Here is a 14,709-nt window from a genome sequence, read left to right as displayed (position 1 = left end):
ACCTTTGCTCTAAGGTCAATTGTTTGTAATGTTTCATCAAAACGAATATAAATATTGAGCCTAAAACAGATGGGGCTAGCCCCATCTGTTTTAAATATTCGTGTTGCACTTATGACTTGAACTTAGAAATTGAATACCGTCTATTTAATTTAGATTCGGGTCATTCTTTATGCTAGAGAATAATTAATTTTATGAACCTAATCTGGTAAATACGTTATTAAATGAATATCATTGGAAATTTCATAAAAGGAGTCATTACCGTAACCGACAAAATCACAGGTGATGACAACCCGATTGAAGAACAAAAAGAGGTTTTAAAAAACCTTCTAGAATCTGCTAAAGAAACTTCATTTGGTAAAGCCTACGGATTTGAAGATATTATTAAAAACGACAATATTCAGAAATCGTTTAAAGAAGCAGTTCCTTATTTTGACTATACTGAAATAAATGAGAAATGGTGGCATAAATTACATGAAGACCAAACAGATGTTACATGGCCCGGAAGTCCAGATTATTTCGCCCTAAGTTCTGGTACCACTGGCAAAACGAGTAAGCGTATACCTGTTACCAATGCCATGATAGTCTCCATAAGGCAAGCAGGAATTAAACAAGTACTGGCATTATCTAATTTTGATTTGCCTGCAGATTTTTTTGAAACGGGAATACTGATGTTAGGTAGTTCTACAGATTTAATCGAAAACGATGACCATCTTGAAGGTGAGATTAGTGGGATTAGCGCTAGCAATATCCCTTCATGGTTTAGTGGATATTACAAACCTGGAAAAGAAATTGCTAAAATTGAAGACTGGGACCAAAGGGTTGCCAAAATTGCCGAAAAAGCCCCAGACTGGGATATTGGTGCCCTAAGTGGTATTCCTTCATGGATAGAGTTAATGCTAAAAGAGGTCATCAAAAAACATAAACTCAACAACATTCATGAAATATGGCCCAACCTTAGGGTATTCACTTCGGGTGGAGTGGCATTTGGACCTTATGAAAAGAGTTTTAACGCCCTAATGGGCAAACCGGTTACGGTTATCGACACGTATTTAGCTTCTGAAGGTTTTATCGCCTTTCAAAGCCGACCAGAAACTGATGCCATGAAACTAGTTGCGGATAATGGTATTTACTTTGAGTTTGTTCCGTTTGATCCTAAATATATATTGGAAGATGGCTCTCTATCACAAAACGCACCCTCACTTACCCTTTCAGAAGTTGAAACAGGGCAGAATTATGTGTTGATTATTAGCACCGTTAGTGGTGCTTGGCGTTATTTGATTGGTGACACCATAGAATTTACGGATGTAGAACGAGCAGAAATCAAAATTACCGGTCGTACCAAATTTTTCTTGAATACCGTTGGATCGCAATTATCCGTCAATAAATTGGATGATGCCCTACAAGACATCATGAAAAGCTTCGATATTGAAATACCAGAATATACACTCTGTGCCAAAAAATATAAAGACGGATTCTATCATACTTGGTATTTAGGAACTACTTCGAAACATGATTCAAAAGAAATAGCCAAAAAATTAGATGCATCTCTAAAAGATGCAAATAAAAATTATACCGTTGCCCGATCTAAAGCATTAAAAGGGGTTAAAGTTTTTATGGTAGAACCTGATATGTTCTATAGCTGGAACGACCGAAACAAAAAAAAAGGTGGTCAAGTAAAAATGGAACGTGTAATGAACGAAGAAAAATTTGCGGAGTGGGAAGAATTTGTTGAAAAACAAAGTTAATTTTCTTGGTATCAGTCCTCGGTTACCATATCCCGTTCTTCTACCAATAACATGATTTCTTCTGGTGATAGGTACAAATTTTTAATTCGGTCAACGTACTTTTGGGATAGACCTGCTTTCTCTAGAATAAATTCTTTGGTTGCCAAAATATACGTTTCCATACCATGGGCCACCGCATAGGAATCTGCTCGCCGTTCAGCACCCCTAATATATTTTTTTGAGGTCAAATAGCTTATTCCAAATCCGATTAAGTTCAGACCGCTTCGTTGTTCAAAATCAATCACATGACCTAATTCATGACCCAACCACCCAATCATAATTTCAGAAGGCATATCTTTTGTATAGTATACAGAATCGACAATCTTTATTTTTTCGCTTATTAATATTTTATAAGCCCTATTCTTTTTTGATTTAAACACGCTCAAAAACTTAGGCTGCGCCTGCATCGTAGATTTTTTAATGTGTTTTTTAAATTTAAATTCAATTGGCGTTCTAGCAAGTTCTGGATAATGAGATAAGGCAATTTTTGCCTCTGACGCTATTTCATTCGGAATTTTATGCTGTGCAAATGCAACCATATTGGTACTTAAAATTAAGAGTAGTAAATATTTCAATACTTTTCAAAATAAGGATATTATTAAAGCAACGGACTAAAGAATTTTGCAAGACCTTCTAAAAATTTAGTCAAACGTGATCTCTTCTTAAATTCTTCCAAATTTAATTTTACCTCATCGGTACAATGGCTCAAGAACAAATCTTCAATTTCTGTTGCTTTTTCTTTATCGTAAAGAATAGCATTAGTTTCAAAATTATGTTCAAAACTTCTGTAGTCAAAATTGCCCGATCCAACGGACACTATTTCACTATCGATAACAATAACTTTGCTATGTGAAAAATCTGGTCGTAAATATATATTTGCCCCCACTTCCAATAGGTTATCAAAGGTTGAAAACATACTATACTGAGCTAGTAGAGAATCAGACCTTTTGGGGGTGAGCAACATGACTTTTACGCCACTTAATGCGGCAATTCTTAAGGCTTCAAGCACAGGTTCCCCTGGTATAAAATATGGATTAGCTATAGAAATACTCTTTCTTGCAATATTGATCATCGCTAAATATTGCTGCATAATTGCTGGATACTTAGAATCTGGGCCACTTGAAATTATTTGGACAACCGTTTCTCCCACAGGTTCTATTCTAGGGAAATATTTATCCTGAAGCAAAAGTTCTTCTTTGCCAGCAAAATGATAATCCTTAACAAATATGCGTTGTAGACTGTTCACAACTGGCCCCTGTATGCGTAAGTGTAAATCTTGCCATACTCCTAAATCAGAAATGGGCTTCATATATTTATCAGAAACATTGAATCCACCGGTAAATCCGATTTTACCATCTACAATTACAATTTTTCTATGATTCCTGTAATTAAGAGTGAACAAGAGATTGCCAAATCGTATGGGCATAGTAGCGTAGGCCTTCACTCCTATTTCTTTAAAACGCTTCACAACCTTACCTCGCATAGAATTACTGCCTAGTGAGTCATACAGCATACGAATCTCTACACCTTCCTTAACTTTTTTTTGAAACAATTCGTGAAATCGGTCTAGGAGCATGCCCTCTTCCAAGATATAATATTGAAGATGTATAAACACTCTGGCCTCTTCCATTGCTTTGAAAATTGCACTAAAGGCTTCCTCACCACTATTCAATAATGCTATCTCGTTGCCTTCATAGGGTGCAAAATAACTATTATTTCTAATTAAGGATGCTAATTTATCTTGCTTATAATCTTCAAAATTATGAACACTTTGTTCGCCTCCTTTTAGCTCTTTATAGGTTTCAGAATATAGTTTTCGCTTTTCTGTTTGTTTTAATTTGAAGAGTTTGAATTTTCTTCTATTGATCCCGAATAAGTAGTAAAAAAGCGGCCCAAAAAACGGAAGAATTATAACAGATAATGACCAGCTAATCATCTTTGTAGCCCTTGAACCATTAAAAATTATATTGACAATACTCCATAAAGTTACCGTTGTGTAGGCAAGCCAAAAAAAAGTATACATCGATTAATTATTTGTTCATTAACAAGATACTATAATTTGGTTAAGCGCTACTTTTTAATTCCTTTTAAGATACTTTTCATTTGAAACGAGTTAATGACTACATTAGGTTCTACTTAATTTTAAAAAAAAGTGATGGGAGTAATTGCTATGGATAAGAAACAGCTGACACTTTATTATAGTTCGAAGAATTCATTGGGAAAACAACTCAATGCCTATGTCGAATCTTCGGATAAAAAACATTTAACAATTGACATTTCTAAGACCAATATTACCGGTACACAATGGGCTGAATTGGCTGATGGACTTGGCAAAAGTCTCTCTAGTTTAATACATATTGATCACCCAGATTTTAAATCTATTTATGGAGCGAATGATGTAGATTTAAATGATGATGATTGGTTAAAGGTATTGGACAAAAATCCAAGTTTACTGAAATATCCGATATTAATTAAAGGAAAAACATGTATCGAATTAAAAAGCGCTTCAGACTTCATACAATATATGGAGCCTGATAGTGCAGGCATAGATAAGCCGTACAACAAAGATTAAATACAATGCCACATGGTCATCAATTACCAGGGTGAAATTTGGTTTACGTTTTTTTATACTTATAAAAGGTTACGTTAACTATCAACACTCATGACCCGATTTCTCAAATGGTTTTTACTAGTGATAGCTGTTTTAATTGGCAGCTATATGGCTGCCAAATGGCGAATGAAGTTCGAAGTAGTTGAGTTTTTAAACAACAAGGTTCCCGACCATATCGATTTTTCTTACGATAAACTTAAAATAAACCTTCTTAAAGGTAATTTAGAATTTGAAAATGTAGAAGTGCTAAGTCTAGGTAGACAAACCTCATCGTGTGAAATTCTAATCAACGCCGATGAGCTATCCATTAAAGGGTTTAGTTATTGGAGCGTTTTTTTCGAAAAGTCTATATATCTAAAAACCCTCATGCTTACAAAACCACATCTAAACTTTAAGACTTGCCCAAAGGAAGAGGCTGATAATGCTGCCCAACCCAATCCTATTAATCTTCTAAAAGAAATTTTTATTGAGGAATTAATTTTTGATTCTGGTATGGTTGAGATTTGGAATTCAAGTAAAGAAATAGAACTTCTATCCGTTGAATCGATAGACCTCAATTTAAAAAATGTATCTACCGACCCAAAAGTCATCACGAATTATGTTCCGTTTGAGTTTTCAGATTATGGTATAACCATTCAAAACATAAAAGCACCTCTAGGAGCATTCGAAGTATTGAACATGGGAGCTATGACGTTGGATAGCTCTACACTAAAAATTAATGATGTTTCTTTAACTACAGCGCTTTCAAAATCAGAATTAAGCAAAGAAATAAGATATCAACGTGACCATCTTAATTTGTCTATCCCTGAAATTATAGTCAATGACCATAGCTATATAATGAAGAATGACTCACTTCAAGTTAACTTCAAATTATTGAAATTACTAGCGCTTAAATTAGAGGTGTACCGTGACAAATCGAGATTGGAAGACTTTAAAAGACGACCGCTATATGCCGAAATGTTACGGAAACTACCCTTTAAAGTGGTCATTGATTCCGTTTTAATTGAAAAAGCAACAGTTCTTTACGAAGAAGATATACCTAATGAAGTACAAGCAGGTTCATTACGATTTGAAAACCTTGATGCCTCCATAAGTAATTTTTCAAATTTAGCCATCAACCAAGAAAATTTAATAATTCAGCTTAAAGCCGATTTAATGGGTGCGGGTGATTTTAACCTGAATTGGAAATTTAATGTTCAAGATCCCCGTGGTGCATTCACTATTTCAGGAGGACTATTCAATTTCAATACGGCAAGTTTAAATAATTTTCTTGTCCCTAATCTAAGAACCAAAACTACAGGAACTATTGACCAACTCTATTTTACCATTGCTGGCGATGACTATACGGCTACCGGTGATATTAAAATGAAGTATGAGGATTTTAAATTTCAAGTATTGAATAAAGAAAGGAATAATGTAAAGAAGGTACTTTCTTTTATTGGAAACCTATTTGTAAGTGATGGTTCTAAGGCAGATATTAATGGGTATAGATATGGAGACATTTCAACGAAACGGGGTGAAAATAAATCTTTTTTCAATTATTTATGGGTAAGCTTAGAAGATGGGCTATTAGATGTTTTAACAGGAAACGGGAAGAAAGATTGATACTACCTTAAGTGCAAAGTAGTACAAATACAAAATTCAGGCAGCTAACACTACCTGAATTTTTAATTACAATTACTTTATACTAGTTATCGTCAGTCACATCTTCTACTGCATCTTCTACTTCTTCTGCACCTTCTTCAATACCATCACCAACATCGTCAATACCCTCTTCCATTTTCTCTCCTGCTGATTTTTCTTCTCTACAGCTCATTGCAACACTAACAGTCATAAGCGCAAAGACAAACATAAATATTGATTTTCTCATACTATAAATTTTAAAAATTAGGTTAACATTTTTAACGTTAGCTAAAGAGAAACTTAATAACTACTAAATTCTCTTTATCTGTCGAAACAAAAATCTAATAATAAAATAAAAAACCTTGGTTGTAAAAAATTAAAAATTAACTCATCTGCGATTACAATTTGATTTTCAATGTTTTGAAAGATTATACCAACAAAATTCAAACTTATGGGAGTATTAAAATTTATTATTATTTGCCTTATATTGTACCTATCTATCAGAAATAAGATATGAGTATCAGAAGGGAACTAAAAGAGTTGAATGTATTAGATGTGGTCAAGGATATTGCCAAAAGGCTAAACGTTGATTATGAAGAAGAGAACAACGAAATATGTTTAGATATACCTGAAGAGGCGGGTACCGGTCACATAAAGGCCATAAGCTTCTCTCATGGGGTTGGTCTTATGGATGTGGATATTCGACTGAAAAAAGAGGTCAGGTTTGCGCTTAATCAATCTTTGGTTCAACCACTTGAAATAGTGTTTAACAGGGAAACCACAATTCTACACGAGTTTGAAGGTCAAGAAAAACAAAAGGAAATAAACCATTTGGAGAGTGCTATATTTTCATGTAATGGTAAATATGGTAACGTACTAACGATGAAAGCTAATGAGTCTATTTGCTTCTTCAATCTTGAAATAAACAGAAAATTGTTCGAAGAAAAAATAGAATCTTTTCTTCCAGAAATGAACGAAGATATTGAAAGCCTATTTAGGGATGTGAACGGTATAAACCTATTTTTTCACAAAGGTCATTATAGTTTAGATATTGCCCAGTGCATCGAAGAAATTAACGAATCTGAAGATACTGGGTTTACCAAGAGTGTCTTTGTCGAAGGTAAATGTTATGAAATATTGGCCCATCATTTACGGCAATACGTAAATGATTCTTCACCCGATGAAAAGCGCACTATTTTACGGCAATCTACCGTAGTCAAAATTGAAGAAGCCGCTGGCATTATTGATGGTAATTTGGAACAGGCACCTAGCATTCTCAATCTATCGAAAAAAGTCGGACTCAACCAAAATACATTGCAAAACGGCTTTCAAACTCTGTTTCGCTTATCTGTCAAAGAGTATACTCAGAACAAAAGAATGGAAATGGCGCGCCATTTAATGGAAACGACATCTTTAAATATTACTGAAATCACCTATAGAATAGGCATTAATTCTAGAAGTTATTTTTCCAAATTATTCAAACAACGGTATGCCATGACCCCAAAACAATATCTTCAGAAATTGGAATCAGGTGATCAAAGTAAGAAAAAAACCAGTTAATCTATTTGAGAAAATTATCGTTTTTCACTGTTTTAAAAATAAATTAACATTTGCAACAATTTCAAAAGTGCTCATTTTTGTTAATTAATATTTCATAAGTGTTAATGTAGTTGTCTGATTTCCAGTTTTTTTGTAAAATACAGATATGTGTATTACAGAATTGGATTATGAGACAGTTAATAATAAGAAGTTCGGAGCCAAATGCTATGTTCTCCCAATTACAATCTTGTTTAAAAGGTGAGTTAAAAGAAGCGTGGGGAGAACGTGTTTTCACTTTTGATAATGAATTGGGAAAAGGTACGATAAGAACTCTACCTTTTAGCTGGGGAATTTCTTTACTTGATTTCGATATTACACTTACCGATGAGACTAAAATTATATTCGATACTCAAGAATTATCCCCTATAGAATTTATATTTATTTCTAAAGGATTCTTAAAGTATAATGATAACCCTATTGTTGATTATACCAACTTTGAAAAGTTTCAGAATATAATAATCTCACCTGCACGTAACGCACAGAAAACCTTTCTATTCCCAAAGAACGAGAACTTAAAAGTTAATTTCATTCAAATAATACGTGATGAATACTTGAAAAAGGAAAATAATAATATCAGCTATCTAAATGACTTGCTTGTATCATTGTTCAATGATACAAATGGCGATGTTGGTTACCAACATCGCGGTAGTTTCAGTCTCAGAATCGCAGATGAAATAAAACAATTAAATAATGTTCATGATAGCGGTATTCTAAGGACTCTTTCTTTAGAGGGTAGGTTATATCTTATATTATCCTTACAGCTATTGGAGCACCATAATTTTGAAGAAAAAATGAATATCCCTGAAGCAATCTCTAAAGAAGAAATCACACGCATTCACAAGTTAACAGAATATATACTAGAACATATTTCTGAGAATATATCAATTAATATTCTAAGTTCAGAATCTGGCTTAAGCCCTAAAAAGCTTCAAGTGGGTTTTAAGATATTGTATTCTAAGACAGTCAATGAATATATAAGACAATTAAAATTAGAGATTTCTAGAGATTATCTTAAAAATACCGATTTATCCGTTTCAGAAATTGTTTATGCGATTGGTATTAAGAGTAGAAGTTACTTTTCTAAAATATTTTTTGAAGCCTATGAAATTCTTCCTACAGAGTATAGAAAGCAATTGAAGAATAAAAATGTATCTACTTAATAATTTTCTGGGTGTTCGAAAGGCATTAACATACTATCGTATGATATATCTTGATTGAACAGGCCTTTTGCAATAGGGCTTGTTCTCAAACTTGTGGGTTGAGATGAATTTAATATTTCTTTAGCTCTAGTTATTTTAGTGTATTCACTAAGCCACTCCTCCTTATCATCATGATGAATGATCAGTGGCATAAAATTTACCAAGTTCTGATACCCCTTTAAATACTCGTTTACAGGGCCCGTTAACACAGAACAGGTAATAAATCCATCGTCTAAAACCGTATAAATTCCTGCGAGATATACTAACCCTCCGTTCTTAGCACTCACGAAGTACGGGTAGATTTCTCCATTTCTTAATATCGAAGCGTAGAAACCTGTAACCGGTATAATACATCTTCTTTTATAAAAAGAGTCACTGTACCACAAATCTGATTCTAATGTGTCGGTATGAATATTAAGGGTATTGGTCAGTTTTTGGAATAATTCCCAATCATCCTTATAATCGGTTGGCAACAATCCCCAAATAGCTAATGAAACTATATCTGAATCTTCCATGGTTATAATTGGTATAGAAACTTCAGTTAATCCACTTATTACAATTTGAGGTTCATATAGATTTGGATATTTGAACAAAGCTTTGGTTTCACGCTCTATCTCCTTCATTTCTGCTGTATTCGAAATTTTAAAATACATACGGGTTTTTAGCTTTTATATTGCAAGATCGTAAAATTACCAACCAACAGTTGTTTCATTACCATAAAAAGCTAACCCATTAAAAACAAGTCGATTAATACATTGTGTTATTTGTGCATCGTTAACGGTATTTCGTTAAACATTTATTGTATAATGTTACTCACTGATTGCAAATGGTATTAATTTTGACCCAAATAAAACCTACATCAATATGGATACTAGAAAAATTAATGCGCATAATGAGTTGCTTCTTTTAAAAGACCATTTACTTGGTGCTATAATTAAGAAAAACGGACTACAACTACTTGAACTGGACCCGGCTATTGGCAATGGTCAAATACATTGTGTTACTTTAAATAATTGGCTTACTGCCTTCGAGTTTGATATTCAATTAAATAAAGATTGTGAATTGATATTGGATAAGGTAGAAGACCATATGGTCTATTTGTTCTATTGCTTAAAAGGACATTGCTTTCACAAATTTAAAGGTGGCGAGGTTGTTAATAAGTTAGATGAGTTACAAACAGCGGTTCTTTTTAATGACGATGAAAATAAAAGTAAATTTATTTTTAAACAGGAAGAACGCACTATATTAAATTGTATTCGGATAAATCTTTCTGTACATGGAACTAACGATACTATTGACGAGGGTGATTTAGATATCATGTCGCTTTTAAAGAATTACAACAAGAGTCTAGGGTATTTTCATTTTGGAAAGTACAATTTAGAGATTGGTGAACTAATCAAAAAGCTGGAAAATGCAAAATATGCCGATTCCATTTCCAACCTTATGTATTTTCAAGGCTTATGTCATATCATTATGGCTAAGCAACTGGAGCAATTTGAATTTGATTTAAGCAATGGTTTAAAATCTCCAACAACCTTACTTAAAAAGGAATTGGAAATGATTAGTGAACTTGGTGATTTCATAATTAATTATCCAGAATTACCACATACTATTAACGCCCTATCAGCAAAATCTGGACTTTCCCCATCCAAACTTCAATTAGGTTTTAAGTTCATGCATGATATGACCCTTGGTGAATATATTAGAGAAGTACGCCTTAAAAAAGCAGAGCTATTAATTAGAACTTCAGATCTTAATATCTCTCAAGTTGTATATTCTATAGGTTTTACCAGTAGAAGTTATTTTTGTAAGATTTTCAAGAAAAAATATAATTGTAGTCCAAAATCGTATAAAACTCAGGCGTTTGATAGTATAATAGCATAAAAAAAGAGGCCAAATGGCCTCTTTTTACATAAAAACTATGCTTCTAATGTAAATCTTCTAACATCTTTATATTAGATAGACCATTTTCAATAGCGTGTTTTTGACTTTTTAAAACAGCCGATGTTGTTGAAGGCAAAGAAGTATCTTTCAACACATCATTATACTCATCAAGCGCTGCTTTCTCGCCTCTTATAGCTTCTTCGAGCATAGACTCTGCGTCTTCTAAAGAGAATAGTGCTTTAACATCCATCCAAGCCCTATGTGCTTTACCTGCTAGGCTATCTCCCTTATCAACTTCTTGACCGAAAGATTTAATTTCTGATTTTAATTCATGCCCAAAATCATAACGTTGCTGTGCCTTACTTTGAAAAAACGTTTTCAACTGAATATGATCCGTGTTTTCGGCTGCTTTTTTGAATCCTTTTTCAGCATCATACGTTTTCTCCAAAATAGCATTTAACTTTTCACCAACTTCTTGTGTATATGTACTCATCATTTTTAATATTAAATTATGTGATTTTTTTATTTAAAGATGTCAATCACAATTACATCTTATAAAATCTATTTCTATGCTTAAACTCTTGAATCTTTTTCGATAAAACATTACCGCTATTATAAAAATATTTTTGATTGTTCATTATCAGATTCTCCACATTAATTTCGCAAAAAGCCTCCTCCTCACTACCTTCTTTTTCAACTTTGTCCACGGTTAGATAATCTTTAAAAAACAAGACAATAAAACCTACCGCCAAAAAAAAAGAAACACCTGCTATCCATTGTATAATACTCATCATACTCCTATAATTTACTACTAAGATAAATCGGATAAATTTTTCGTATTATCCTGAAAAACAAGACTTTTAACTCCATTAGAAAAGGTTATATTTCATACTTATTGCGTTAAAAAAAACTATTTTATTATTCATTTATTAATTGAGCTAATAAAATAGTTCTCTAGTGTATGTACCTTTCAACAGGCTTAGTTCCATCACTGGTTCTCTAAAACTTTAGAATTGATAGCATGTATAAACCTTAATTCACTAAAACATAATACGAAAAGGCACAATAGTTAAATGGTATTGGGACGGCGGTACCTTATAAAGGACTATTGAAGAAATCCACACCTCAAAAACAACCAAAACAATTGAAGAAAATCATCTAACCGGAAGCGGTTACTGGAACTATAACGCACTATTCATCAAACAAAATGATGGTGGCATATGTTCTTAAAAGTGAAAGTGAAGTGGAATGTATAGACTACTACTGATTCATAAGTGTTAATCCGGTTCCATGAATAGTTTTTTCATGCGGTTTTAATCAAGGCTGATATTGGGTTGAAGTTCGAAATGAGTTTTAATAGTGCAACTTCAGCAACTGTTGGATATTCTGGTGAATCCGTTTTACCTACATTTTTCAAATACATTTGAAAGTTCTTGGTTTTCATACGTGCTTACCAAATATGGGTGTACATAATATTTTCTACAAATATTTCTAGTGTTACCAAATGCTTCAGCTCTTCTAACTAGAGCATTAAAAACATTTTTTTTGCTTTTTCATCAGATGTCGAGTCATTTTCCATGAGGGATTCAAAAAAATAATTGTTCCTGCCCACGTTCTATCATATTTTGCCGTGAAAAACTGCCTACGTTTACTCTGTAAGCATTTATTTTCCATACCGCTATCTACGCCTATTTTTACAGCCTCTTCATCATAGAATTGAAAAAGTAACCAACCAAGTATCTATTCGCATTGTATTACTAACTTTCTCAAAGGTTTTTTGTTTGTGGTAATGCTATACTTCCTCCCTTTCTTTCCTGTAAATTTAAAGTTACTATTGCTTATTTTTAGATACCCTATTCTAAGGGTAGTTCGACCATACGTTTTATTTCGTTTGGCATATTGTTCATTGCCAAAACGAATATGAGTTTCTTCCATCAACCGCATAATTAATCTCAAAACCTGATTTTTGGGCCATCCTTTCAGTTGTAAATCTTCATCCACCTTTTCTCTAATAGTAGGTAATGCTTCGCAAAATAGGGTCATTATTGAAAATTTCGTCTTATTTCTAACCTTTATCCAAAGATCATGATATCAGTATTGAAGCCTTTTTTTTGCATCATATCTAACAGACTGTAAATGCGCATTGGAAATTGACGCAATCTTAACCTCTTGCCAAACCGGAGGAATCACCAATTTCTTGATTCGAGATAATTTAGCTTTTTCACCCATTGGCTTATTCCTATTTACATATTGAAATTTATCATTATGATAAGAATAGAGAGTTTGTCCTTATTTACATATTTTAAGTGCATATGGGCCGCCAATTTATGTGGCTCACTTGAACAACCTAGTTCTAAATAATCCATGAATAAATCTTTTATTTAATCATCAATGCCTTAGCAAAAAATAGTTTAAACTATTTTTTGAAGTAAACACAAAATGGTCCCGACCAAGTAGCCGGAACCATTTAAAACAACCAACCAAAATTTTTATTTTGTATAAATAATTTTATGTCCCTCCATCTTAGTGTCAACGTCAGTCATCGAATCCATATACTTGTATCGCGTGTTAAACATGCGATTTGGCTTCTGACCAACCACATAATAAACAACATTCATGTCGGGAGCATTCAATACTACCTGGTCAGAAACTCTCATCTTTTTATCTCCAATACTTTTATCCATAGCTGTTAATTCAGATACAACATATAATTTATCGTTCGAGGCATAAATCTTTTTAATTTCAATGGCATGCTCTGTATCAGTAACTTCGGCCTCTACCATTAATGTCCGTTCTTCCATTTCGGAATAATCACCTTCTGGTATTTTTACATCAATGACAGGTACCTCAACCTCTTCTTCTTCCATTACAATTACCACTTTGGGTATTTTTACCATTTTTGTAGTTGTGCCAACGTTAACATCTGCCCAGTTAATTTCATATTCAGGTAATTCACCAGCATCTGCTGAAACATCTATATCCATTTCAGGTAATTCTCCTTTTTCTTCTTTTTTGATATTACAACCTATCATTACTATAGATGCAACTAGTAAAATTGATACCTTTTTCATTTCCATAATGTTTACTGTTTAAATTTATTTATGAAACAAATTTAATCGTAAGGGACCAACTATATTTGTTGTATTGAACCGAATATTAACTGAAAAAGATGATGAAAGTTAGAATTTTATACTCTTACTATTTTTATGCCTTTTGAAGTAAAATTTTTAGTGAACGGAGTGAATTGACATCTAATTATTAAATACCTTATCGCATAATTTTCTAAAATTAGTTATGAAAGGATCCCCGATGTTAATATGTATACCAGATATAAGTGGTTTTACAGAATTTATGAGTGAGACCGATTTTGAATTGAGTTCAAAAATAATTCCGGCGTTGCTAAATCAAATTATTTATACCAATGAAATTGGACTTAAGGTATCGGAAATTGAAGGTGATGCAGTACTATTTTTTAAGACAGGCGAAATGCCCAGTTTAGAAAAGTTGATCAAACAATGCAGGGTCTTCTACACCGAATTTTATAAGGAATTGGAAGTATTACGGGATAAGTACAAAATGAACAAAGATGCTGCCGCTATACCAGATATTTTAGGATTGAAAATAATTTTACACTACGGTAAAGAGATTGCTCTAACTAAAGTGGGTAATAGTATAAAACTCTTTGGTGAAGACTTAATTGTCGCCCACAAGCTTTTAAAGAACAAAATTGACCTCAATGACTATTTACTACTCACCAAAGGTTTAACCGATTATTATAAAGCGCATAATTTAGATAATCAGTTCGATTGGGCATCGCTCAAACAAAATTCTACCGAATATGATCATGTAGGTGAAATAAAATATTATTACATTAATTTGAAAGCTGAGTTCAACCCATAAGTGCAACACACTTATTTTTTAGGACTTCAATTGGGTTATTATAATTAAACTTTCTAATAGGTCTGTAATTTAATAATCTTTCTACTTCCTTTATTCTTTTTTCAGTAAT

Annotated in this window: 16 protein-coding genes and 1 pseudogene; 7 read left to right on the top strand and 10 right to left on the bottom strand. The window is 32.9% G+C overall.

All coding sequences use genetic code 11. From position 1 onward, the window contains the following. Window positions 1–221: 221 nt before the first annotated feature. Window positions 222–1,745 carry a GH3 auxin-responsive promoter family protein gene (locus ES765_RS20700; RefSeq protein WP_138116333.1) on the top strand — a complete coding sequence of 508 codons (1,524 nt, stop codon included), beginning with the start codon at window positions 222–224 and terminating at the stop codon, window positions 1,743–1,745. Window positions 1,746–1,756: 11 nt separating this feature from the next. Here the strand turns inward: ES765_RS20700 and ES765_RS20695 are convergent, their stop codons facing one another. Continuing rightward, window positions 1,757–2,359, bottom strand: a complete 603-nt coding sequence (locus ES765_RS20695; RefSeq protein ID WP_249356636.1) for a hypothetical protein — start codon at window positions 2,357–2,359, stop codon at window positions 1,757–1,759. A gap of 23 nt (window positions 2,360–2,382) precedes the next feature. Next, on the bottom strand, window positions 2,383–3,807 hold the full coding sequence (gene cls, locus ES765_RS20690; protein WP_138116331.1) for a cardiolipin synthase: 1,425 nt from the start codon (window positions 3,805–3,807) through the stop codon (window positions 2,383–2,385). A gap of 132 nt (window positions 3,808–3,939) precedes the next feature. Here cls and ES765_RS20685 point away from each other — a divergent pair, with 132 nt between their 5' ends. Together ES765_RS20685 and ES765_RS20680 are read left to right on the top strand one after the other, a co-directional pair. Further along, window positions 3,940–4,356, top strand: coding sequence for an arsenate reductase family protein (locus tag ES765_RS20685; RefSeq protein ID WP_138116329.1), 417 nt, complete (start codon window positions 3,940–3,942; stop codon window positions 4,354–4,356). 90 nt (window positions 4,357–4,446) lie between these two features. Continuing rightward, a complete protein-coding gene (locus tag ES765_RS20680; RefSeq protein WP_138116327.1) occupies window positions 4,447–6,000 on the top strand; it encodes a hypothetical protein in 1,554 nt (517 codons plus the stop codon). Between the two features lie 82 nt (window positions 6,001–6,082). On the opposite strand, the gene ES765_RS20675 is transcribed toward ES765_RS20680, so the two are convergent. Then, entirely contained in the window at window positions 6,083–6,265 is a 183-nt protein-coding gene (locus tag ES765_RS20675) for a hypothetical protein (protein WP_138116325.1), read from the bottom strand. 266 nt (window positions 6,266–6,531) lie between these two features. Between ES765_RS20675 and ES765_RS20670 the strand changes: the two genes are divergently transcribed. Both ES765_RS20670 and ES765_RS20665 read left to right on the top strand, forming a co-directional pair. Further along, entirely contained in the window at window positions 6,532–7,578 is a 1,047-nt protein-coding gene (locus ES765_RS20670) for a helix-turn-helix transcriptional regulator (protein WP_138116323.1), read from the top strand. Between the two features lie 167 nt (window positions 7,579–7,745). Further along, a complete protein-coding gene (locus ES765_RS20665; RefSeq protein WP_138116321.1) occupies window positions 7,746–8,777 on the top strand; it encodes a helix-turn-helix domain-containing protein in 1,032 nt (343 codons plus the stop codon). On the opposite strand, the gene ES765_RS20660 is transcribed toward ES765_RS20665, so the two are convergent. Further along, entirely contained in the window at window positions 8,774–9,469 is a 696-nt protein-coding gene (locus ES765_RS20660) for an SOS response-associated peptidase (protein WP_138116319.1), read from the bottom strand. The two genes, ES765_RS20665 and ES765_RS20660, sit on opposite strands and share 4 nt — an antisense overlap. Window positions 9,470–9,680: 211 nt before the next feature. Here ES765_RS20660 and ES765_RS20655 point away from each other — a divergent pair, with 211 nt between their 5' ends. Continuing rightward, window positions 9,681–10,700: a helix-turn-helix domain-containing protein gene (locus ES765_RS20655; RefSeq protein WP_138116317.1), complete on the top strand. Its 1,020-nt coding sequence runs from the start codon at window positions 9,681–9,683 to the stop codon at window positions 10,698–10,700. Between the two features lie 43 nt (window positions 10,701–10,743). Here ES765_RS20655 and ES765_RS20650 read toward each other — a convergent pair whose 3' ends face one another. The 6 genes and pseudogenes from ES765_RS20650 to ES765_RS20635 form a co-directional block, all read right to left on the bottom strand. Then, the gene (locus ES765_RS20650) at window positions 10,744–11,193 is read right to left on the bottom strand and encodes a ferritin-like domain-containing protein (RefSeq protein WP_138116334.1); all 450 of its coding nucleotides are present in this window, start codon (window positions 11,191–11,193) and stop codon (window positions 10,744–10,746) included. Window positions 11,194–11,245: 52 nt separating this feature from the next. Further along, window positions 11,246–11,494: a hypothetical protein gene (locus ES765_RS20645; RefSeq protein ID WP_138116315.1), complete on the bottom strand. Its 249-nt coding sequence runs from the start codon at window positions 11,492–11,494 to the stop codon at window positions 11,246–11,248. Window positions 11,495–12,003: 509 nt separating this feature from the next. Next, entirely contained in the window at window positions 12,004–12,144 is a 141-nt protein-coding gene (locus tag ES765_RS21945) for a hypothetical protein (protein WP_171017391.1), read from the bottom strand. Between the two features lie 296 nt (window positions 12,145–12,440). Then, window positions 12,441–12,776, bottom strand: coding sequence for a hypothetical protein (locus ES765_RS20640; RefSeq protein WP_262710702.1), 336 nt, complete (start codon window positions 12,774–12,776; stop codon window positions 12,441–12,443). A gap of 15 nt (window positions 12,777–12,791) precedes the next feature. Further along, a pseudogene (locus tag ES765_RS23070) lies at window positions 12,792–12,947 on the bottom strand (DNA topoisomerase IB); the annotation flags it as partial. Window positions 12,948–13,189: 242 nt separating this feature from the next. Beyond that, the gene (locus ES765_RS20635; RefSeq protein WP_138116311.1) at window positions 13,190–13,771 is read right to left on the bottom strand and encodes a hypothetical protein; all 582 of its coding nucleotides are present in this window, start codon (window positions 13,769–13,771) and stop codon (window positions 13,190–13,192) included. A gap of 223 nt (window positions 13,772–13,994) precedes the next feature. Between ES765_RS20635 and ES765_RS20630 the strand changes: the two genes are divergently transcribed. Next, complete coding sequence (locus ES765_RS20630; protein ID WP_138116309.1) at window positions 13,995–14,600, top strand: DUF2652 domain-containing protein; 606 nt, start codon at window positions 13,995–13,997, stop codon at window positions 14,598–14,600. Window positions 14,601–14,709 lie beyond the last annotated feature (109 nt).

It is taken from the genome of Maribacter sp. ACAM166 (assembly GCF_005771495.1).
Lineage (GTDB): Bacteria > Bacteroidota > Bacteroidia > Flavobacteriales > Flavobacteriaceae > Maribacter.
The sequence above is the reverse complement of the archived record's forward strand: the minus strand, read 5'-3'. Positions and strand labels throughout refer to the sequence as shown.

Coding starts and splice junctions, on each gene's coding strand:
- ES765_RS20680 (WP_138116327.1), top strand. CDS start 4,447: ATGACCCGATTTCTCAAATGGTTTTTACTAGTGATAGCTGTTTTAATT.
- ES765_RS20660 (WP_138116319.1), bottom strand. CDS start 9,469: ATGTATTTTAAAATTTCGAATACAGCAGAAATGAAGGAGATAGAGCGT.
- cls (WP_138116331.1), bottom strand. CDS start 3,807: ATGTATACTTTTTTTTGGCTTGCCTACACAACGGTAACTTTATGGAGT.
- ES765_RS20635 (WP_138116311.1), bottom strand. CDS start 13,771: ATGAAAAAGGTATCAATTTTACTAGTTGCATCTATAGTAATGATAGGT.
- ES765_RS20700 (WP_138116333.1), top strand. CDS start 222: ATGAATATCATTGGAAATTTCATAAAAGGAGTCATTACCGTAACCGAC.
- ES765_RS20665 (WP_138116321.1), top strand. CDS start 7,746: ATGAGACAGTTAATAATAAGAAGTTCGGAGCCAAATGCTATGTTCTCC.
- ES765_RS20655 (WP_138116317.1), top strand. CDS start 9,681: ATGGATACTAGAAAAATTAATGCGCATAATGAGTTGCTTCTTTTAAAA.
- ES765_RS20670 (WP_138116323.1), top strand. CDS start 6,532: ATGAGTATCAGAAGGGAACTAAAAGAGTTGAATGTATTAGATGTGGTC.
- ES765_RS20650 (WP_138116334.1), bottom strand. CDS start 11,193: ATGAGTACATATACACAAGAAGTTGGTGAAAAGTTAAATGCTATTTTG.
- ES765_RS20630 (WP_138116309.1), top strand. CDS start 13,995: ATGAAAGGATCCCCGATGTTAATATGTATACCAGATATAAGTGGTTTT.
- ES765_RS20645 (WP_138116315.1), bottom strand. CDS start 11,494: ATGATGAGTATTATACAATGGATAGCAGGTGTTTCTTTTTTTTTGGCG.
- ES765_RS21945 (WP_171017391.1), bottom strand. CDS start 12,144: ATGAAAACCAAGAACTTTCAAATGTATTTGAAAAATGTAGGTAAAACG.
- ES765_RS20685 (WP_138116329.1), top strand. CDS start 3,940: ATGGGAGTAATTGCTATGGATAAGAAACAGCTGACACTTTATTATAGT.
- ES765_RS20675 (WP_138116325.1), bottom strand. CDS start 6,265: ATGAGAAAATCAATATTTATGTTTGTCTTTGCGCTTATGACTGTTAGT.